This window comes from Nocardia sp. NRRL S-836, assembly GCF_001279525.1.
Classification (GTDB): domain Bacteria; phylum Actinomycetota; class Actinomycetes; order Mycobacteriales; family Pseudonocardiaceae; genus Lentzea.
In genome coordinates this window covers 63,158-82,083 of sequence record NZ_LGDY01000002.1, presented here as the reverse complement: position 1 = coordinate 82,083, position 18,926 = coordinate 63,158, and the positions used below count along the sequence as shown (strand labels likewise).

Sequence of the window (18,926 nt, the reverse complement as noted above, 5' to 3'; positions counted from 1 at the left end):
GCCCCGCCCTCAAAGTCAAGCCCCAATCGCAGGTCGAGGGCCTTGATACCGCTACCCGTCAAGGGAAGGTAGACACGCCTCGCTTCGCTCGACGGGTGCGGAAAGCCTGAGGTCGGGGAGATACGTCTCGCTTCGCTCGATAGGGCTCGTCGTGCCTGGCATTGAGCCGGTTCGCTGTCAGACCTCGTGAGTAAGTTGGGTCGCGGGGGAACCAAATGCGCGGGGGACCCCTGCGCGAGCCTGCCGAAGTTCCCCTGGCGGGTGCACCGGTCCGAAGAATAAGCGCACGCCAACGAGTGCGGCTGGCTGCGTGACCCATCCGCGAGATGTGCGGTTGACTTGTGCGGGCCCGCCTGCGGAGAGCGCGGCGCCCTGTAAGGCCCACGTGCGACGAGTGCGACGAGTGCGACTGTTGCGCGGCCCGCGTGCCGCGAGCGAAACCGGCGCGGCAAGCGCGACCGCGATGTGCGGCTCACCGGCGAGCAGCGGGGCCCACGTTCGACGAGCGCTCTGCGGCTCGCCTGCGAGGACCAGCGCCACGCCTGACGAGCGCCTCCGCGGCTCACCTGCGAGGCCCGAGGCCCACGCCCGACGAGCGCCTCTGCGTCGGCCCACCCGCGAGGACGCAGGCCAGCGCGCCATCAACGAGCCGCCGTGCGCGGCCAAGGCGCGAAGGGTCCGCCGACACCCGCGAACACCTGCGCCGGACGCCGCCGAGTGGAGGTGGGAGGGGTGACCGGCCGCCGACGGGACGGCGGCCGGTGGGGACCTAGATGGCCGGGTCGCGGCGGTCGCGGACCGGGGTGGGGGTGGGCTGGTTGGCTTGGGCGGCCAGGAGGTCGCGGATCTCCTTCAGCAGTTCGACGTCGGTGGGTTCGGCCGGGCCCGGCTCTTCGCCCTTCTTGCGGCGTTCCTGGATCTTCTTGATCGGCAGGACGAGCACGAAGTAGACGACTGCCGCCACGATCAGGAAGTTGATGATGGCGTTGATGAGCGTGCTCAGGTCGATGAAGGTCGAGTCCCTCAGCGCCTGGGTGTCGGTGCGCAGTGAGAAGCCGAGGCCCTTGGTCTCCGTGCCGCCGAAGACGTTGATCAGCGGCTTGATGATGCTCGTGGTGAACGCGGTGACGATCGCGGTGAACGCCGTGCCGATGACCACGGCCACGGCCAGGTCCACGACGTTGCCGCGCATCAGGAAGTCCTTGAAACCCTTCAGCATCAGCGGAGAGTAACGGCTAAAGCATGATCGAGTGACGCCGCCGCCACGCGCGTCGCGTTGCGTCTCGGCAACGTCAGGACAACGACTTGTCCGCGGGTCTCGCGCACGAACGCGTCGGAGGCCAGGACCTCGCCGGTCGCGGAGACCACGTCGACGCGGTTGTCCACGCGCACAACGGAAGCGAGCTCCTGGTCAGCGACCCGCACCGCCACCGAGGCCAGGTCGGGTGAGGGCGGGGAGAGGGCGAAGTCCGTCAGCGGGACGCCCGCGCGGGTCGGGGCGGCGAGTGCGCGGCCGAGCACCGGCTCCGGGGACGGGAACGAGCCCGGCAGGGGTGAGGAGAGCGGGGTCACGCGGACGTCGGACGGGCCGAGCGGCACGCCGGCGGGCAGGTCGCGGGTGGCCACCACAGCGGGATGGCCCACGTCGGGCCAGAAGAACGTCGACACGGCTGTCAGCGCCAGGCCGAGTGCCAGGAAGCGGCGCCACGCCACGGGGACGCCACGGCGCAGCAGCGAGCGGAACCGGTCGGGGAACGTCGGCGAAAGCGTCATGCCCTCGACGGTAGGGCCGCGAGGGCATGACGAAGGTGTCGAGCCGCGAAGTTGTGGACAACTCGCGATCTTCAGGAGGCCGCGGCCGCCGGAGAGCTCGTCGACGACTTCGCGGAGGACTTCGCCGAGTCCGAAGAGGACGACGAGGACGCCGAGGACGACGAAGAAGACGACGTGGACGCGGTGGACGACGACGTGGACGACGCCGACGAGGCCGCGGGTGCCTTCGAGGCCGAACGGCTGTCCGTGCGGTAGAAACCGCTGCCCTTGAAGACCACGCCGACGGCGCCGAAAAGCTTGCGCAGCTTGCCAGAGCACTCCGGGCACTCGGTGAGGGAAGCGTCGCTGAACGACTGCACCGCCTCGAACCGGTGCTCACACGCGGTGCAGGCGTACTGGTACGTAGGCACTGGGTTCGCTCCTAGATCTGGCACTCGACCGTTGTGAGTGCCAACACGATTTTCGCCCAGGACCTTCCCCGAGCGCAAACACCCCAGGTCAAAGTCACAGCCACCGCAGGCCAGCGGAGGGCGTCAGCACGCCGTTCATCCGCACGTCGTGCGGCTCCGCGGGGACCTCCGCCAGCACCTCGGCGTCCCGGACCACGGCCACCAAAGGTGCCTTGACCAGCGGCAACGACCGGTCGTAGTGACCCTTCCCCTTCCCGAGCCGCACCCCGTCCACCGACACCGCCAGCGCGGGCACGAGCACCAGCGCGGCTCCAGCGACCGCCGAGGCGCCGAGCCGGGGACCGGTGGGTTCGAGCAGGCCCAGTGCGGCCGGGGCGAGGCCGGACGGGCCGGTGTGCAGCGCCCAGTCGAGCGGTGAGTCGCCCGTCACGACCGGCAGCAGCACCCGGCACCGCAGGCCGTCGAGCCACGACGCGTCGCCGGGCTCGGACCCGACCGGCAGGAACGCGCACACGGTCTGGTCGGCGCCGACGTCCAGCCGCGACACGTGCGCGGCCAGCGCGGCGGCCTCCGCGGCCCGCACGTCGGCGGGCACGGCACGGCGTTCGGCCAGCAACCGTGAACGCAGTGTGGCCTTCCAGTCACGAAGATCGGACGTCATGGTGGGTATCCCCCGGTATGTCGTTAGCATCGCAGCCCATGAGCAGCGCTTTCCACACCGCCATCGTGCCCGCGGCCGGCCTGGGCACTCGCTTCCTCCCCACGACCAAGGCCGTGCCGAAGGAGTTGCTGCCGCTCGTCGACACCCCGGCCATCGAGTACGTCGCCAGGGAGGCGGCCGGCGCGGGCGCCACCCGGCTCATCATCGTGACCTCGCCGGAGAAGGCCGCGGTCGCGAACTACTTCGACGAGAACCCCGAGCTGGAGCAGACCCTCACCGACCGCGGCAAGACTGACCTGGTCGAGAAGATCCGGCGCGCTCCCCAGCTGATCAAGGCCGAGACCGCGATCCAGGAGCAGGCACTCGGCCTCGGCCACGCGGTGGGCTGCGCCGAGGGCATCCTGACCGGCGAGGACGAGGCCGTCGCGGTGCTGCTGCCCGACGACATCATCCTGCCCGCGGACGCGCTCAAGAAGATGGCGGAGGTGCGTGCGGAGAAGGGCGGCAGCGTCCTGCTCGCGTTCGACATCCCGCGCGAGCAGATCTCCGCGTACGGCGTGTTCGACGTCCGCGACACCGGCTCCGAGGACGTCAAGCAGGTCGTCGGCATGGTCGAGAAGCCCAAGCCGGAGGACGCGCCGTCGACGTTCGCCGCCGCCGGCCGCTACCTGCTCGACCGGGCGATCTTCGACGCCCTCAAGCGCATCACCCCCGGTGCGGGCGGTGAGCTGCAGCTGACCGACGCCATCGCGCTGCTGATCAACGAGGGCCACCCCGTGCACGTCGTCGTGCACCGCGGCGGACGACACGACCTCGGCAATCCCGCCGGATTCCTGCGCGCTGCGGTTGACTTCGCACTCAACACCCCGGAGTACGGACCCGATCTGCGCGAGTGGTTGCGGGAACGCCTCGACAACTCCTGATCAACAGCTTCCTGGGCGGCGAGGACCAATCACATGAGGTCAGTGGACGAGCAGCTCGCCAGGGTGATCGCGGCCGCGGTGCGGCCGGCGCCCGTGCGGGTGGCGATCTCCGAGTCGCAGGGCCTGCTCTGCGCGGAGGAGGTCGTGGCGGAACGCGCGTTGCCCGGTTTCGACCAGGCCGCGGTCGACGGGTACGCGGTGCGCAGCGTGGACGTGTCCGGTGCGAACGCGAGCCCGGTGCAGCTGCCGGTCGTGGGGGAGATCCCCGCGGGGTCACGGCAGCCGCGCCGGTTGCAGCCGGGTCAGGCGGTGCGGGTCGCGACCGGCGCGCCGCTGCCCACGCTGGCCGACGCGGTGGTGCCGCTGGGCTACACCGACGGCCACCACGCCAAGGTCACCGTCAGCCGCAGCGTGCCGTCGGCCGGGTTCGTCCGCCGGACCGGCGAGGACGTGCAGACCGGTGACGTCGCCGTGCGCCGCGGCGCGTCCATCGGCGCTGCCCAGGTGGGCCTGCTCGCCGCCGTCGGCCGCAACAAGGTGCTCGTCCACCCGAGGCCGCGGGTGTCGGTGATCTCGCTCGGCGAGGAGCTCGTCGACGTCGACCGCACGCCCGGCCAGGGCCAGGTCTACGACGTGAACTCCTACGCGCTGGCCGCCGCCGCCCGCGACGCCGGTGCCGAGGTCAGCCGGGTGGGCATCATGTCGGCCGACCCGCGCCGGCTGCGGGAGGTCGTGGAGGGCCGGCTGCTGCTCTCCGAGATCGTCGTCGTCGCCGGAGGTGTCGGCGGCGCGGTCGGCGACGAGGTCAAGGCGGCGCTCGCCGACCTGGGCGACATGGACGTCACCCGCGTCGCCATGCACCCCGGCTCCGCGCAGGGCTTCGGGCGCCTGGGCCCGGACGCGGTGCCCACGTTCCTGTTGCCGGCGCACCCGATGAGCGCGCTGGTCGTGTTCGAGGTGCTGGTCAGGCCGCTGATCAGGGCCGCGCTCGGCAAGAAGAACCCCTACCGCCGCGCCGTCTCCGCCCGGCTGCTGTCACCGCTGTCGTCGACGAAGGGCCGCCGCGGCTTCCTGCGCGGCCAGCTGCTGCGCGACGCCGACAACGGCGAGTACCTGGTGCAGCCGCTCGGCACGTCCGGGTCGCACCTGCTCGCGTCACTGGCGGAGGCGAACTGCCTGATCATGGTCGACGAGGACGTCACCGACGTCTCCGTCGGCGAGGAAGTGCTGGTCAGTTTCCTGGCCCAGAGGGGTTGATGAGCGCCTTCGCTGATCTCGGGCGGCACCCCGGCTGGCCGGTCCGGCTGGGGCCGCTCCACGTGCGCGCGGGCACCGTCGTGCTGCGCGGCCCGCGCCTGTTCGACGGAGCGAAGTGGTCGCGGCTGCGCATCCGCGACCGCGAGTACCTGGAGCAGTGGGAACCCACCGCCGTGGAGGGCTGGGACGAGCGCAACGCCGTGCTGTCCTGGCCCGCCCAGTGGTCGACGCTGCGCGCGCTGGCCAGGCGCGGCACCTCCCTGCCGTTCATGATCCTGGTCGACGGCGAGGTGGCCGGCCAGATCACCGTCGGCAACATCGTGCGCGGCGCACTGCGCTCGGCCTGGATCGGCTACTGGGTCGCCGCCGATCGGGCGGGCGGCGGCGTCGCAACGGCGGCAGTGGCGTTGCTCACCGACCACGCCTTCCGCGACGCTGGTCTGCACCGCCTCGAAGCGACCGTGCGCCCCGAGAACGGGCCCTCGCTGCGTGTGCTGGCGAAATCCGGATACCGCGAGGAAGGCCTCTTCAAGCGTTATCTGGATGTTGCCGGACAGTGGCACGACCACGTCTGCTTCGCGATCACCTCGGAAGAGGTCCCGGACGGCCTAGTGCGCCGACTGGTCGCACGCGGAGAGGCCCGTCTTCCCTGACGGCCGCTTCCGTTCGTCGTAATCGCTTCACCCGAAAGTGGGTGATACACCACACTTTGGTACGCACCGGGTTCGGCGTGCCTCCGACACTGGTGTGACTGTTGTGACTAGCGTGGTGACAGCACCACGCGTGGGCCGGGGGAGGTGAACGGGGAATGCCGAGTTCGCTGATCATCGTTGCGCTGGTCGTGGCGTGGCTGGTCGTCCTCGTCCCCATGTTGGCCCGCAAGCGCCAGGAGAGTGCGCGCAGCGTGGGGGAGGAGTACGACGCCATGCCAGACGCCGAGTACGACGACATCCACGACATCGACGACGACTACTTCGACGAGGAGGAGTACGTCGAACGCCCGTTCCGGCGCGGCCGAGGTGGCTACGACCCGGAGACCGCCGCGCTCGTGGCGCAGGCGAAGTACGCGTTCCGCCGCAGGGTGGTGGCCTTCCTGCTGGTCGCCGCCGTCGTGACGGGCGTGGTCGCCGGGGTCTTCTACCCGCCGCTCTGGTACGCGCACGGAGGCCTCGACCTCCTGCTCGTCGGCTACCTGACCTACCTGCGCCGCCAGGTGCGGATCGAAGAGGACATCCGCGCCCGCCGCCTCGCGCGGCTGCAGCAGGTCCGGCGCCGCCGCGAGACGGGCCCGCAGCAGCAGACCCCGACCGCCGACGCGGAGACCCCGGTGGCCGCCGAGGTCCTGGAGACCACCGAGGTCGAGGTCGTCGAGGCCGCCGACGAACGCCCGGCGCTCCCGCCGCTGCCGCGCTTCGAACACCACGTGCGTCCGGGCACCATCCCGGTCGACTCCGACGACGAAGACCCGGTGTTCGTCGAGTTAGACGGAGTCGAGTCGCTGCGGTACCGAGGTGCCGTGGGGGCGTAGGAGGGGGGTGGTGAAACACCCCTTTCGGCCCTGCTATAGTTCTCTCGTAACACCGCAAGGGGCTGTAGCACAGTTGGTAGCGCGTCTCGTTCGCATCGAGAAGGTCAGGGGTTCGATTCCCCTCAGCTCCACAGCACATCAAGGCCGTCCACTCTAAGTGGACGGCCTTTTGCGTCGCCGGTACAACGGCCATGTCAAGCAGTGCTACTGATCGAGGCTCTCACCGGACTTCTTGAGCGCGTCCCTCGTCTTCTGTGACGAAGGCTTGCATGTAGATCTCTATCGTCACGGGGAACGTGGCAAGGCGCAGGATGACCATGATCATGCGCGGGTGCACGTCGAGGTCAGCCATAGCGTTCCGCAGGATCGGCGTCCGGCGTGGACCGTGATCTTGCGGACCTGGAACGGGCAACGTGGCGTTCTGTCTGGCAAAGGCTGCTTGGCGGGTGCAGGGCCTACGCGATCTCATCTTGACCCATCCTGAGTGACGGTCATCACCCTTGCGGGTTGGGGCGGTGTTCCTGCCTGTGAAAATGACTTAGCGTGATCGCCATTTTGCGGAACATGCCATTTGGGGGCTTTGGCGTAAAGAGCTACCGTCGTACTCGTAGCCGCCGTTTCGCTGAGGCGGCCTCACCGTTCCAGCTGGCCGGTGAGGCCAACGGGCTTCCCATCCGGGAACCCGGTCCCCAGTGTAAGGAGTGCAACAGTGTCTCGTCGGTTGCGACACAGGCGGAAGAAGTCGAGCACCCAGAGGGATCCCGGAGCTAGAAAGAACCCGGCCCCGAAGTGGGATGCCGGGTTCTTCCTTCAGGTGGTCCGGTTCGTTGTGTTCCTGATCATGTGGTTTCACAACGAATGACCAAAGGCGCAACCCAGGCGGCGTGCCAGCGCCGCTTCGGGTTGCGTCTACTAGCAGGTAGCACGTTACTGCATGCTGCCTGGGAGAGAAGACAATCGTGAGTCACTCAACAACGCCTTCGCCCGACAACTTGCGCCAACGCGGTGACGAACTGATGGTTGATGACAGCGCGTGGTCCTTGAAGCGCCCTGAAAAGGGCTTGAGGGACGCCGCCGTGAAAGGTGGCCGACGGGGGCGTCCACAACAGTGCCCACGTGCGATTGTGGTCAGAGTCGTCGACGCGCATCTAGCAGGACGTAGCATGCGCGCGATCGCCGAGCAGCTCAACAACAAAGGTGTGCCCACCCCAGGGGGAGGTCGGCGCTGGTACTCCAGCCATGTGCACCGGCTGCTCCAGACACAATCAGCTCGGGATCTCATTGACGACCGGAACCAGAACAGGGCCGTCCAGAGGAGGCGCAAAGGCCCAGAGTTGCTACATGAGCCACGCACTGCCAGGAGCAGCCCTCCTGTGAGGGTGCCCACCGCGATTCCGCCGATGTGGAACTGGATACCTCCCGAAGAGCGGGAGGAAGGCTGGCCTGGTCTCACAACCTCTGTCGGAAGGGCCACCGTCTGAGCAGCTGAAGCGAGGAGCACGACGTCGCAGCCCTGCTCTTCATGTCGGTCGGACTTCGCTGAATGGCTTCTTACGACTGGCGGTTCTGAAGGCCAGCCCAGGCTTTTGAGTAGTCACAATAGGGTTCTGCACGCCGCGTAGACAGGTTCGCAGCACATCGGAGGCCGTCCACTTTGGAGTGGGCGGCCTTTTGTTGCGCTGGTGCAGCAACAATGCGCAGCAGTGCTACTGTTCGAGGCTCTCACCGAGCCTTATGAGCGCGTTCCCCGGTCTTCTGTGAGGAAGCTTGCGTGTAGATCTTCGTCGTCACGGAGACCTCGGCATGTTGCAGGATGGCCATGATCACGCGCGGGGGCCGTCGAGATCGACCAGCAGCGTTCCGTAGTGGTGGACGGCGGCGGCCACCGAGTTCGCCACGAAGACGTTGGTGGGCAAAGCCGTTGAGGTTTCAGGCCTGCGGCTCGTGCTGGCCGGCGGCAGCGACTACGCGGTGCTCGCGGTGAGCCAGGGTGCCACTCGGGCCCTGGAGGGGGCCGACGCGGCGGTCCAGCAGGCGCAGGCGGTCGCGAAGCAGACCGGGCTCGGGTTCTGGGGTCCGTCGTGCGGCGGTCTCGACGTGAAACCGGCGCCCCAGCCCGTTGTTCCCCAGCCCGTCGTCCCGCAACCCGTTGCGCCCCAGCCCGTTGCGCCGCCGCCCGCGCCCGCGCCACCGGCGTCCGCGTACTACGCGAACTGCGCGGCGGCCAGGGCGGCAGGAGTCGCGCCGCTCTACCGCGGTCAGCCCGGCTACCGGTCGGCGCTCGACCGGGACAACGACGGCGTGGCGTGCGAATGACGCGCATCACCGGATCGTGGGACCGTCCACAAGTAATGGTGGCGGTCCCACCGCATATATAACGGCCGTAGCCACTGATCCGGAAAGGCCGTGCCCGTGAGTGCCACGCCGCAGAACAAGGTCACCGTCATCTCTCCGGACGCCCTTGCGCAGATGAAGTCCTTCCCGCTGCACGGCGACGAAGGGCTGCAGAACAAGCTGCTGTGGAGGTCGCCCAACGGCGACACCGTCGTCGGCCTCATCCGGATGGCACCGGGCGCCCGGGACGCGGGCCACGCGCACCCCACGGCCGCGCAGCACACGTGGGTCGTCGACGGCACGGTCAGCATCGGCGGCGTCGAGGCGACGGCCGGCTCGTACGCAGTCGTGCCGCCGGGTGCGGACCACGAGACGATCGCCGGCGACGAACCGGTGACGATGTTCTACATCTTTCAGCCGTTCGCGCCGAAGCACGACCACGACCACTGACCCCGCGTCCCCTCTGGACTCAACGCTCGGTTACTTGGCGTACAACGGTTTTTGCTCACCCACCCGTGGGGTGAAGTCTGTCGGAGAACGCCGCGGGCACCGTTAGGTTTCTCTCATGAGATCGGTGGTCGCCGCTTTATTACTCGTGGCCGCCACTTCCGGAGGAGCAGCGGCCTCGGCCGCGGCACCGACCGCGAGGTGCGCGGCCGCCCGCCCCACAGTTGAGCCAGCCGCGACGGCGGTCGAGGCGCGAGTGCTGGCCGGCTGCACAGCCGGCGAGCTCGTCGTCTTCCGCGCCGCCCTCGTAGCCCGCATCCACGGCCTCTCCTGCAGCTCCCATACCGAGGAGCTGGAAACCGACCCGGCCACCCCGCCGCACTGGGTCCGCGCCCGCCTCGAACTGGTCTGCGCACCCGGCGAAAAGGGCCGGCTCGGCTCGCACCTCGTGGTGGAGATGCCCGGCGCCCGGTACACCCTCGACGACACCGTCGTCGACGAGAACCCGGCGGCGCGGCACCTGTGGCGCGTCGAGTTCCTCGCGGGGCTCGGCGACCTGCCGGCGCCGGTGGACCCGGCGCAACGGTCCGTCGGCGGGTCGGCCGGGGAGGGCAGCACGCGCGTTCTGGTCGAGCACGAGGTCTACGACGGCTGAACCTTGCGCGCCGTGCGGAAGATCCGGTGGATGGTCGGCCGCATGGTCGGGTGCCGCAGGCACAGCTTCCGCACGGTCGGGCGCCACCGCCAGCGCCAGTCCAGCCGCGGTGTGATCAGGCGGACGAGGCGCAGCAGTTCCGCGGCGTCGTCCGCGTCCCAGCGGGCGAACCGCGCCAGGTCGGCCATGCGGCGCAGCAGGTGCGGGCCGAACTTGCCGTCGTCCAGGACGTGCCGCAGCAGCTTGGTGACCTCGTCGGGGTAGTCGTCGGTGAGCGTCGCCGACAGCGTGCGGGACTGCTCGTAGAACCCGATCACCCACAGCCCGAGCCCGAGCGAGACGCGGCGCAACCCCGTCTCGCGGTACCTCCACGAGGTCCAGGACACCACGGTGGCCAGTGCCGCCGCACGCGTCTGCACGTCCAGCAGCATGGGCAGCACGCCCGCCACCACGGCGTTCTGCGGCGTGATCTTCGACGACTGCCCGATCGCGGTGAACACCTCCAGCACGACGTGCGGTGGCCGGTGCGGCGACGGTACCGAGTAGACCCGCGCGACGGTCCACATCCGGTACGCCTTGCCCTCCTCGACCCACGCGCGCATGGCCTGCTCGACCGGCCCGCGCATCCGGTCGTCCTCGGCCAGCCGCACGAGTGCCGCGACCGCCACCGAGCGGCGCGGCAGGTCCGGCTGAGACGCCAGGTGCTCGACGAGCGCGACCGGTTCGCGTGCGGGCACGGTCGTGACGATCGTGCAGATCGCGCGGACCACGGCGTCCTGCGCTTCCTCCGACGTGTCGTCGCACATCCAGTCGCGCAGGATCTCCCGTGCGGCCGGGTACTGCTGCCACACGTGGGTGAACACGGCCGGTGCCCAGTCCTGGCGTTCGAACCGGATCGTCTCCTCGCTCTGGCCCGTGATCCGCGGGTGGTCGCGGAGCTCGGTGGTCGCGGCGATGTCGCGGAGCAACGCGGTCTTCGGCAGCTCCAGCAGGCCGCGCGGGCGCAGGTTCTTGTCCACCGGCAGTGCCGCGGTGCGGATGCGTTCGTCCAGCTCCCAGCCGCGCGCCAGCACGTGCTCGTACGGCTGGTTCTCCAGCAGGGCGACCGTGAACGAGTACGCGTGCCCGCGGATGTCGAGCTGTTCGAACCAGCGGGCGACCGAGTCGACCGACTCCGCGCGCAGTTCGGTCAGCGCCTTGGCCAGGGCGAGCCGGTTCTCGTGCACCTCCACCGCGAGGCGCGCCGCGAACATCGCCTTGTCCGGCGACGCACCCTCCAGCGCCGGTGCCAGGTCGTTCTTCACGAGGTGCAGGAGCGCCTCGGTCACGTCGTGCCGCCGGCGCAGTGCCGACTGGGCGACCTCGACCGGGGACGGTGCCGTGAGCGTGAACGTCTGGTTCGCCGCCGCGGCCGGGGACTGCTCGCGGTGGTCGAGCACGACCACCAGGCGGCACCCGGCCGCTCGCACCGCGTGCAGGCCCTGCTCGAACGCCCAGCCGGTCATCGGCCGGTCGTTCGTGCCGGTGAGGTCGAGCAGGTACCCGCCACCCGCGGCCAGGTCGTCCGCGCGCAGGCGGTCGAGCGACCGGGCCCGGTTGAGGTAGGCGAAGCTGGTGTGGCCCGACTCGTGGGTGAGCATCCGGCGTGCGGCGTGCGTGCGGCCGGTGCCCTTGCCGCACAACACGACCACCTGGTCCGACTGCAGCGTCCTGAGCGCCGGGAAGAAGCCGCCGGGCTCGACGAACTGCTCCCCGGCGTCCCTGACCTCCTCCGGTGAGGCCAGCCTGGTGATGACGGTCTCCGGCTCGGCCTTGGCGCTGCCGTAGAAGTGGGCGCCGCCGTTGACCTGGCTGGTCAGCAGACCGTGGTTGTCGCCGTGGACGGTGTTGGCCTGCGGGATGTAGACCGGCTCGTTCGGGGAGAGCAGTCCGGTGTCCGTGTCGCTCATGGCCGCCGTCCCGTGTGCAGCGTGATCCCGCCGTGGATGTCGCCTGCCTGGATGCCGTAGTTGGTGCCGTGCACGGTGTTCACCACGCGCGCGACGGGGTCGGGCGCGGCGGGCGCGCTGGTGAACGAGGTCAGCGTGCGCGGGTCGAAGCCCGGTACGCGCACCCAGGCGTTGTGCCGGTACTCCTTGTGGGACACCGGAAGTGAGCCGAACTCGCCGCGCCGGGCCAGGCGGGTGTGGTTGCCGCTGAACGCTGTGTCCAGGGCCTCCGACGACACGATCAGGGCGGTGTTCGCGGTGTCCTCGCCGCCCTCGGCGCGGCAGCGCTTGAGGAGGGCCTTGAACTCCGGGGCGTCGAGGAGGCGCGCGTGGGTGATCCTGGCCTGGTAGAAGCCGCCGTCCTCGCCGACCGGGCCGAGGTGCACGGCGGCGCGCAGGCGGACTTCTGGTTTGTGCCAGCGGTTGTGCTCGGTGGTGAGCTGGTCGAGGTGCACGGCCGCGTCGATCGTCGCGCCCAGGAGCTCGCTCGGCAGGACCAGGAGGGTGCCGTCGCCGGGTGACTCGATCGAGAGGACGGCGTCGCGTTCGATGCCGTTCTCCGACAGTGCGGCGTCCAGCAGCTTCGAGACGGTGGCGGGGACCGCGGCCAGCAGGTGCGGCGGCAGCTGCGCCGAGCCGATGACGTCGACACCGAGCAAGGTGCGGTGCTGTGGAACGGGGTTCACTCACTGCCTCCAGGGGGAGTCGTGCCCGACGAGCTGCCGAGTCTGCTGGCTCGCGGCGGTCGCGTCCCCCGGAAAACCGGGACAACAAGTGGTCAGTTCCTGCGGTCCGCATTGGCAATGAATTGGCACATGCCGTCCGGGTCCGGCAGCCGGAAGCGCAACCGGCCGGTGTGGAGCAAGCCCTCGGCGCGCAGGGCCCGCAGCACCTCCTGGACGCTCTTCACCGATGCCGCAACGGCTTGCGACAGCTCGTCCTGGCTCACGCCGCGCAGCTCCAGGCCGCCGCCGGTGTCCTCGCCGAACGTGCGGGCCCACCGCAGCAGGCACGCCGCCACCCGCGCCGGAACGGGGGACACGAGCGACAGCTGGAGCTCGTCGGCGGCGCGCTGCCGTTCGCGCCAGGTGTGGTCGACCAGGCGCTGCACGTCCGGGTTCGCCGCCCGCAGCACCACGAAACGGCTGCCCGCCACGTGCCAGGCCGAGCCGGCGACGAGCGCGATCACGTGGGCGCTGCGCGGGGCGGCGCCGGTCACGCCCAGCTCGCCGAGCAGGTCGCCGCGGCCGAACAGGCCGGTGATCGGCTCGCGTTCCCGCACGGTCGGCAGCACGACCTTCACCAGCCCGGACTCCAGCAGGAGCACCTCGTCGCTGTGCTCGCCCGCGTTGATCAGGTGCCGGCCCGCGGGGAAGGGTCGCAGGGCTCCGGCGGCCCGCAACGCCTCGCGTCCGCGCTCTGCCGAGGGATCAGCCACGATCGACCATGGTGCCCGTGTGGTGCCGTTAGCGTCCATACGACCAAATGCCATGATGCCGCGATGCACCCGCAAGTGTTCGTGGTCTGGGCGCACACCAGTCCGGGCTGGGACGTCGCGCGCGTCCAGGGGTGGCGGGACACCGTGCACCGGTTCGCGCAGCTGCTGCACCGGCTCGGTGTCGACGCCGACCTCGACCTCTTCCACCAGCACGAGCCGGTCGACTGGTCGACGTTCTGCCTGCAGCGCATGGAGGACGCGGACCGGGTCGTGGTCGCCGTGTCGGACGGGTGGAAGCGCGCGTTCCGCGGTGACAGCCGCGTGAGCCTCGGGGCCGAGTACGAGCTGAAGCACCTGCGCGGGATGCTCATGCGGCAGCCGGACGTGTTCCAGCGCAAGGTGGTCGTGGTGGTGCTGCCGGGTGCGGGGATCGAGGACATCCCGCTGTCGCTGCACTGCGTGCCGCACTTCGTGGTCGACCCGGCGGTGCCCGCGAGCGCGCGCGAGCTGGGGCACCTGCTGCGCGGGCAGCCGATGTACGTCAAGCCGCGGGCCGAGCCTGCGATCAGGCGGCTGGCGCGGGCCGGGGATCCGGGGGTGGCGGCCGAGCTGCTGGGCACCACGGTGTTCCTGCCGGATCCGGGGGAGCCGGGGCTCGTCACCACCGCCGTCGAGGGATACGAGAAGGCGGTGCTCGTGTTCACCGGGCTCGACCGGCTCACGGCCTACCGCCGGGTGAAGGGGCTGCCGTGGGCGGACCGGTGGCTGGAGGTCGAGGGCGCGGAGCTGCTGCCGTTCGTGGCGTCGGCGGAGCTCGCGGTCGTGGTGGACGCGGGGGCGGCTCCTGAGGAGACGGTCTTCCTGTCCTCTGTGGATATCGGCGTGCTGGTCAGGTAACAGGTTGGTATCGTTCGCCGTCGAACTTTCGGCATGGGGAGGTGCCGTGCGGGGCTTCGAGGTCGATCCGGCCGAGCTGAGAACGCTCGCCGGGCCGCTGGTGCGCGCGGCCGGGGAGGTCGCCGAGCAGGTGGCCCACCCGGACGGTGAGGTCGACGGGCGGCGGGGCGGGCTGTTCGCGGCGCTGGACAGGTTCCGCGGGGCGGCCGGCCACGCGGTCGAGGTGCTGGGACGGGACGCCGAGCAGACCGCGCACCGGCTGGCGGACACCGCGCGGCGCTACGAAGAGGCGGACAGCTACCCGGCGTGAGCCTGCCCGACGAGTTCCACTCCCTGCGGAACGTCCAGGAGTGGTTGCGGCGGATGCGCGACGAGAGCGCATCGGCCGCCCTCGCCTGCGCCAAGGCGACCGCGGTGACGTGGAACGGGCCGGCGAGCCAGGCGTTCGACGACTACCGGCACCGCGCGCGGATGCGGTGGCTGGACACCTCCGAGGCGTTCGAGACGGCGCACGACGCGGTCGAGACCTACCTGCACACGGTGGCCGAGGTCGCACGGCTGAGCCTCGGCGCGGACGGCGAGCTGCTCGACCGGCTGGAGCAGCAGCGCGCCGGCGAGGAACGGCGGGCGGTGCGGGCGGTCGACCAGGCCGCGGAGGAGCTGTGGAACGTCCGGTCGGAGCTGCCGGCGCTGCCGGTGGTGCTCACGACGGCGCCGCGGCCACCCGCCGGGCCACCGCACCCGGCACCGCCACAGCCCCCGGCGCCGCCGCCGGCCGCACCGGAGCCGCCGAAGCCGTGCGCTGCGGATTTCATGGCGAAACCGCACGTCGAGGGTCTGGTGACCTCACTGGCCCTTGCCGCGCGATACCGGCACTGGTTGCGTGTGCCCTAGTGGCGATTCCACGTGAAATCCCGGCGCGCGTGACGCATTCGAGTCGAAAACCGGCTGCAACCGTGATGAGCACCGTTCAACGCGAACGGCGAGGAATCCGTTCGAGTGGTCAAGAGGTGCGGTTCTCGCGGAGCCGGGCCAGGTGGAGGAGGTGCGACGCGGTGATCAAGGATTCGGTTGCTGTGGCGTCAACCGCATACCAATCACGCACCGTAGGCTGAATCGACACCTAGGCTGGGGGTTGATCGCGGAAGGGGTGGTTCAGGTCGTGGGGCTCGCGGAGTCCTTGCTCACGTGGCTGCACGGTTTCGTGGGCGCCAGCGTCTGCCCCGGTGACTGGGTGTGGACCACCACGGCGCTCGGTGCCGTTCTCGGCCTGTTCCCCACCGTGGCCGCGTTGCTCGCCATCGCGGTGCGCCGGGTGGTCGGCAACTCCTACGGCGCGGTGACCGGCGCCATCTTCGCCGTGCTCGGTGTCGCCAGCACGCTGGTGCTGCCGTGGCTGATCCTGCGCGGAACGGCGCAGGGCCTGGGCCGGCGCGCGTTCGAAGGGTCGGCCTCGCTCGACGAGGCGACCTGCTTCGGCCAGTTCTCGCAGGGCGCCTACCTCGTCGACGGCACCCCGTCGATCCTCCGCGTGTTCCGCGCGCCGGTCGGTGACGACTGGGTGTTCCTGGTCGCCGCGGGCATCACGATCGTGCTCGGCCTGCTGTGCCTGCTGTTCGTGATGCTGCAGGCCGGCTCGGCGTTCCGGCTGGGCCCGAACTGGCCGCGCCGCGTGTTCTGGCCGCCGTTCGTCGTGCTCCTCGCGTCCACTTCGGCACTGCCCGTGACGCTGGTCGGCCACGTGCTCCTCGGGTTCTTCCCGATTGCGGTGATCGGCTCAATCGTCGTGCGCATTTTCGGGTTGACTACCGCCATGCTGAACCGCCCCGGCCGCGACCGGTCCCAGGACCGGAACCACAACCAGGCGCCACCCCAGCCGGTGGCGCGCACGAGCCAGCCGCCGCAGCCGCAGTTGCCGCCGAAGAAGGCGCCGACCAAGCCGATCACGGCCGGTCAGCAGCAGCCGCCGCCGTACCAGCCGGCGCAGGTGCCGAAGTACCAGCCGGCGCCGATGAACCGGCCGATGCGCCCGGTGCACCAGCCGCCGCCGCAGTACCCGCCGACACGCGTGGCCGAGGTGCTGCCGCAGCCGTCCCAGCCGCAACCGCAGCCGTCCCAGCCCGCGGTGCTCGCGGACACGCCGGGCCCGCTGCCGTTCGGTCCCGGCGCCGCCACCGCCGACTCGCCGGCACCGGTGCAGAAGTCGGGCAAGGTCTGGAACCCCGGCAACGGCCGGTTCCGCCGCGTCCGCCAGCTCGGCTCCGGCGGCTTCGGCACGGTCTGGCTCGCCGTCGACGAACAGCTCGACCGCACCGTCGCCGTGAAGCTCGCGCACGCCCCGGACAACGACACCGAGCAGCGCATGCTCCGCGAGGCCCGCGCACTGGCCGCGGTCCGGCACCCGAACTGCGTGCGGGTGTTCGACATCGTGCAGGACCCGGACGGCCTCGCGCTGGTCATGGAGTACATCGAGGGCGCGTCGCTGTCCGAGACGGTCATGAAGAACGGCCTGATCGACGACGAGCTGGCGGCCCGGCTGTGGCTGAACATGGCCGACGCCCTCACCTCCGCCCACGCCCGCGGCGTCCTGCACCGCGACGTGAAGCCGTCGAACGTGATCGTCGACAACCAGGGCACCGCGCACCTGATCGACTTCGGCATCGCCCGCTCCAAGGGCGACAGCACCCTCACCGCCACCGGCATGATGGTCGGCACCCCCGACTTCCTCGCGCCGGAGACGGCCCGCGGCGAGTCCGCGTCCCCCGCCTCGGACTCGTGGCAGCTCGCCGCCACCGTCTCCTACGCACTGACCGGCCACCCGCCGCGCGGCTCCCGCGAGAACCCGATCTCCTCGCTGATGGCCGCCGCCCAGGGCGAACCGGTGACCAAGCTGCCGCAGAACAGCGCGCACGCCAGGCTGCTGCTGGCCGCGATGGACCCGGAACCCGGTCGCCGGCCGACGCTGGCGCAGGTGCGCGGGGAGATGGCCCAGTTCCTGGAACGGGCCGGGATGAGCAAGGAAGGCCCGGTCACGAAGTTCATCAGCAAGCCGACACCGCCGCCGACGAGGCACATGCCGATGTAGGCGATCCGGGTGAACGCCTCGCGTGGCGGTAACGGTTGTTTTGCGTTCAACGAAGTCAGCGTTGATTCCTGAACGCAAACACCGCCATGCGAGGGAACTATGACCGCTGAAGAGAGCTGGCACGCCGCACGCCTGATTCCCACGTCGGGCATCAACGGCGCTGAGGAACAGGAACGACGGGCGACCTCGGCGTTGCTGGCGGTCATGTCAGCGGTGCGTGAGTTCGGACGGACGCTGACCCAGCCGCTGGGAGCGCCCGCGGCCGCTCTCCAGACGTTCATCGAGGTTCCGTTCGAGGTCGACGGGCGGAAGCTGATCCCGGACGGCCTGATCCGCGCCACCCGCGGGCAGAAGTCGTGGACGGCACTGGTCGAGGTGAAGACCGGGTCCAACGAGCTGCAGCCGGCACAGCTGGAGAACTACCTCGACATCGCACGGGAGTCCGGCTTCGACGCGGTGGTCACGATCTCCAACGAGATCCCGCCGCTGCCGGGGCAGCACCCGACCGCGGTGGACAAGAAGAAGCTGAAGAAGGTCGCGCTGCACCACTGGTCGTGGAGCGAGGTGCTCTGCGAGGCCGTGATGCAGAAGGAACACCGGGGCGTGGCCGACCCGGAGCAGGCCTGGATCCTCGGTGAGCTGATCAGGTACCTCGAACACCCCCGGTCGGGCGCCATGGCGTTCGAGGACATGGGATCTTCGTGGGTGCCTCTGCGCGAGGCCGTGCAGGCACGCACGCTGCGGGCGACCGACAAGATCGCGCCGGACGTGGTGCTCCGCTTCGAGGCGTTGCTGCGGTTCGCCGGACTCCAGCTGGGCAGACGGCTCGGCACCGAGGTCACGCCCGCGCTGACCCGCAAGGAGCTCGCCGAACCGCAGATCCGGCTGAACCGTCAGCTCACCGAGCTGGTGAACGACGGCAGGCTGTCCGGTGGTGTGCGCATCCCGGACACCGTCGGCACCCTGCACGTCACCGCTGACCTGCGCGCGGGCCGGGTCATCTGCGGTGTGGACCTGGAGGCGCCCAAGGAGGGGCGGCCGATGACCAGGGTCAACTGGCTGATCCGGCAGTTGAAGAACGCACCGGACTCCGTCCGCCTGGAGGCGTTCGTGGCGCACGCCAGGGGAGCGGGTGCGTCGGAACTGCTGGGCGCCGTGCGGGCGAACCCGGCGGTGTTGATCGCGGACCCGCAGAAGGAGATCCGCGGGTTCCGGGTCGAGATCTCGGTTCCCATGGGGACGAAACGCGGCACCGGGCGCAACTCGTTCATCGACTCGGTGCTGTCCGCGGTGTCGTCGTTCTACGAGGAGATCGTGCAGAACCTCAAGCCCTGGGCCGCCACACCGCCGAAGATCAGGGCGGAAGCGGTGTTCACCCCGCCCGCGGACGTGCCGGTGGCGCTCGTGTCGACCGCACCGTCGTCACAGGACGGTCCCGAGCTCGGCGCACCCGCCGCACCGGTTCCGGACGACACCTCCCTGGTCTCACCCGACGTTCCGGTCGATGCCTAGGCGTTCCGGGTGAACGTC

Annotated in this window: 21 protein-coding genes and 1 tRNA gene; 14 read left to right on the top strand and 8 right to left on the bottom strand. The window is 70.3% G+C overall.

The features are described from left to right. Positions 1-769: 769 nt before the first annotated feature. The 4 genes from mscL to ADL03_RS02430 form a co-directional block, all read right to left on the bottom strand. Complete coding sequence (gene mscL, locus ADL03_RS02445) at positions 770-1,219, bottom strand: large-conductance mechanosensitive channel protein MscL (RefSeq protein ID WP_053731703.1); 450 nt, start codon at positions 1,217-1,219, stop codon at positions 770-772. After that, a complete protein-coding gene (locus tag ADL03_RS02440) occupies positions 1,219-1,773 on the bottom strand; it encodes an SAF domain-containing protein (RefSeq protein WP_053731702.1) in 555 nt (184 codons plus the stop codon). Before ADL03_RS02440 ends, mscL begins: the two co-directional genes overlap by 1 nt. A gap of 71 nt (positions 1,774-1,844) precedes the next feature. Beyond that, positions 1,845-2,183 carry an FmdB family zinc ribbon protein gene (locus ADL03_RS44975; protein ID WP_082372815.1) on the bottom strand — a complete coding sequence of 113 codons (339 nt, stop codon included), beginning with the start codon at positions 2,181-2,183 and terminating at the stop codon, positions 1,845-1,847. Between the two features lie 94 nt (positions 2,184-2,277). Continuing rightward, on the bottom strand, positions 2,278-2,844 hold the full coding sequence (locus ADL03_RS02430) for a 5-formyltetrahydrofolate cyclo-ligase (protein WP_053731700.1): 567 nt from the start codon (positions 2,842-2,844) through the stop codon (positions 2,278-2,280). A 17-nt stretch (positions 2,845-2,861) separates the two neighbouring features. On the opposite strand from ADL03_RS02430, the gene ADL03_RS02425 reads away from it, so the two are divergent. From ADL03_RS02425 to ADL03_RS02405, 5 genes are all read left to right on the top strand, one after another. Then, on the top strand, positions 2,862-3,767 hold the full coding sequence (locus ADL03_RS02425) for a UTP--glucose-1-phosphate uridylyltransferase (RefSeq protein ID WP_053731699.1): 906 nt from the start codon (positions 2,862-2,864) through the stop codon (positions 3,765-3,767). Between the two features lie 33 nt (positions 3,768-3,800). Then, entirely contained in the window at positions 3,801-5,024 is a 1,224-nt protein-coding gene (gene glp, locus ADL03_RS02420) for a gephyrin-like molybdotransferase Glp (RefSeq protein WP_053731698.1), read from the top strand. Further along, a complete protein-coding gene (locus ADL03_RS02415) occupies positions 5,024-5,677 on the top strand; it encodes a GNAT family N-acetyltransferase (RefSeq protein WP_053731697.1) in 654 nt (217 codons plus the stop codon). The genes glp and ADL03_RS02415 overlap by 1 nt, the downstream gene beginning before the upstream one ends. A gap of 155 nt (positions 5,678-5,832) precedes the next feature. Then, positions 5,833-6,552: a gephyrin-like molybdotransferase receptor GlpR gene (glpR, locus tag ADL03_RS02410; protein ID WP_053731696.1), complete on the top strand. Its 720-nt coding sequence runs from the start codon at positions 5,833-5,835 to the stop codon at positions 6,550-6,552. A 58-nt stretch (positions 6,553-6,610) separates the two neighbouring features. Next, positions 6,611-6,683: transfer RNA gene (locus ADL03_RS02405), tRNA-Ala, on the top strand. Positions 6,684-6,772: 89 nt separating this feature from the next. Here the strand turns inward: ADL03_RS02405 and ADL03_RS50140 are convergent. After that, positions 6,773-6,904 carry a hypothetical protein gene (locus ADL03_RS50140; RefSeq protein WP_255353322.1) on the bottom strand — a complete coding sequence of 44 codons (132 nt, stop codon included), beginning with the start codon at positions 6,902-6,904 and terminating at the stop codon, positions 6,773-6,775. Between the two features lie 664 nt (positions 6,905-7,568). On the opposite strand from ADL03_RS50140, the gene ADL03_RS50655 reads away from it, so the two are divergent. The 4 genes from ADL03_RS50655 (at position 7,569) to ADL03_RS02390 (ending at position 9,988) form a co-directional block, all read left to right on the top strand. After that, on the top strand, positions 7,569-8,033 hold the full coding sequence (locus ADL03_RS50655; RefSeq protein WP_082372814.1) for a recombinase family protein: 465 nt from the start codon (positions 7,569-7,571) through the stop codon (positions 8,031-8,033). Positions 8,034-8,460: 427 nt separating this feature from the next. Continuing rightward, entirely contained in the window at positions 8,461-8,868 is a 408-nt protein-coding gene (locus ADL03_RS50425) for an excalibur calcium-binding domain-containing protein (protein ID WP_053731695.1), read from the top strand. 96 nt (positions 8,869-8,964) lie between these two features. Beyond that, positions 8,965-9,336 (top strand): cupin domain-containing protein, encoded by a 372-nt coding sequence (locus ADL03_RS02395; protein ID WP_053731694.1) that lies wholly within the window; start codon positions 8,965-8,967, stop codon positions 9,334-9,336. A gap of 253 nt (positions 9,337-9,589) precedes the next feature. Further along, a complete protein-coding gene (locus tag ADL03_RS02390) occupies positions 9,590-9,988 on the top strand; it encodes a hypothetical protein (RefSeq protein WP_053731693.1) in 399 nt (132 codons plus the stop codon). Here ADL03_RS02390 and ADL03_RS02385 read toward each other — a convergent pair. From ADL03_RS02385 to ADL03_RS02375, 3 genes are all read right to left on the bottom strand, one after another. Further along, positions 9,976-11,937, bottom strand: coding sequence for a hypothetical protein (locus ADL03_RS02385; RefSeq protein WP_053731692.1), 1,962 nt, complete (start codon positions 11,935-11,937; stop codon positions 9,976-9,978). The two genes, ADL03_RS02390 and ADL03_RS02385, sit on opposite strands and share 13 nt — an antisense overlap. Next, positions 11,934-12,662, bottom strand: coding sequence for a hypothetical protein (locus ADL03_RS02380; protein WP_053731691.1), 729 nt, complete (start codon positions 12,660-12,662; stop codon positions 11,934-11,936). The genes ADL03_RS02385 and ADL03_RS02380 overlap by 4 nt, the downstream gene beginning before the upstream one ends. A 92-nt stretch (positions 12,663-12,754) precedes the next feature. Further along, positions 12,755-13,414, bottom strand: coding sequence for a Crp/Fnr family transcriptional regulator (locus ADL03_RS02375; protein ID WP_197288015.1), 660 nt, complete (start codon positions 13,412-13,414; stop codon positions 12,755-12,757). A gap of 63 nt (positions 13,415-13,477) precedes the next feature. On the opposite strand from ADL03_RS02375, the gene ADL03_RS02370 reads away from it, so the two are divergent. The 5 genes from ADL03_RS02370 (at position 13,478) to ADL03_RS02350 (ending at position 18,908) form a co-directional block, all read left to right on the top strand. Continuing rightward, positions 13,478-14,311 carry an SEFIR domain-containing protein gene (locus ADL03_RS02370; protein ID WP_053731689.1) on the top strand — a complete coding sequence of 278 codons (834 nt, stop codon included), beginning with the start codon at positions 13,478-13,480 and terminating at the stop codon, positions 14,309-14,311. Between the two features lie 46 nt (positions 14,312-14,357). Next, complete coding sequence (locus ADL03_RS02365; RefSeq protein ID WP_053731688.1) at positions 14,358-14,621, top strand: hypothetical protein; 264 nt, start codon at positions 14,358-14,360, stop codon at positions 14,619-14,621. Next, positions 14,618-15,205: a hypothetical protein gene (locus ADL03_RS02360; protein ID WP_053731687.1), complete on the top strand. Its 588-nt coding sequence runs from the start codon at positions 14,618-14,620 to the stop codon at positions 15,203-15,205. The genes ADL03_RS02365 and ADL03_RS02360 overlap by 4 nt, the downstream gene beginning before the upstream one ends. 268 nt (positions 15,206-15,473) lie before the next feature. Continuing rightward, positions 15,474-17,396, top strand: a complete 1,923-nt coding sequence (locus ADL03_RS02355; protein ID WP_231641369.1) for a serine/threonine-protein kinase — start codon at positions 15,474-15,476, stop codon at positions 17,394-17,396. 99 nt (positions 17,397-17,495) lie between these two features. Continuing rightward, positions 17,496-18,908, top strand: coding sequence for a hypothetical protein (locus ADL03_RS02350; RefSeq protein ID WP_053731685.1), 1,413 nt, complete (start codon positions 17,496-17,498; stop codon positions 18,906-18,908). Positions 18,909-18,926 lie beyond the last annotated feature (18 nt).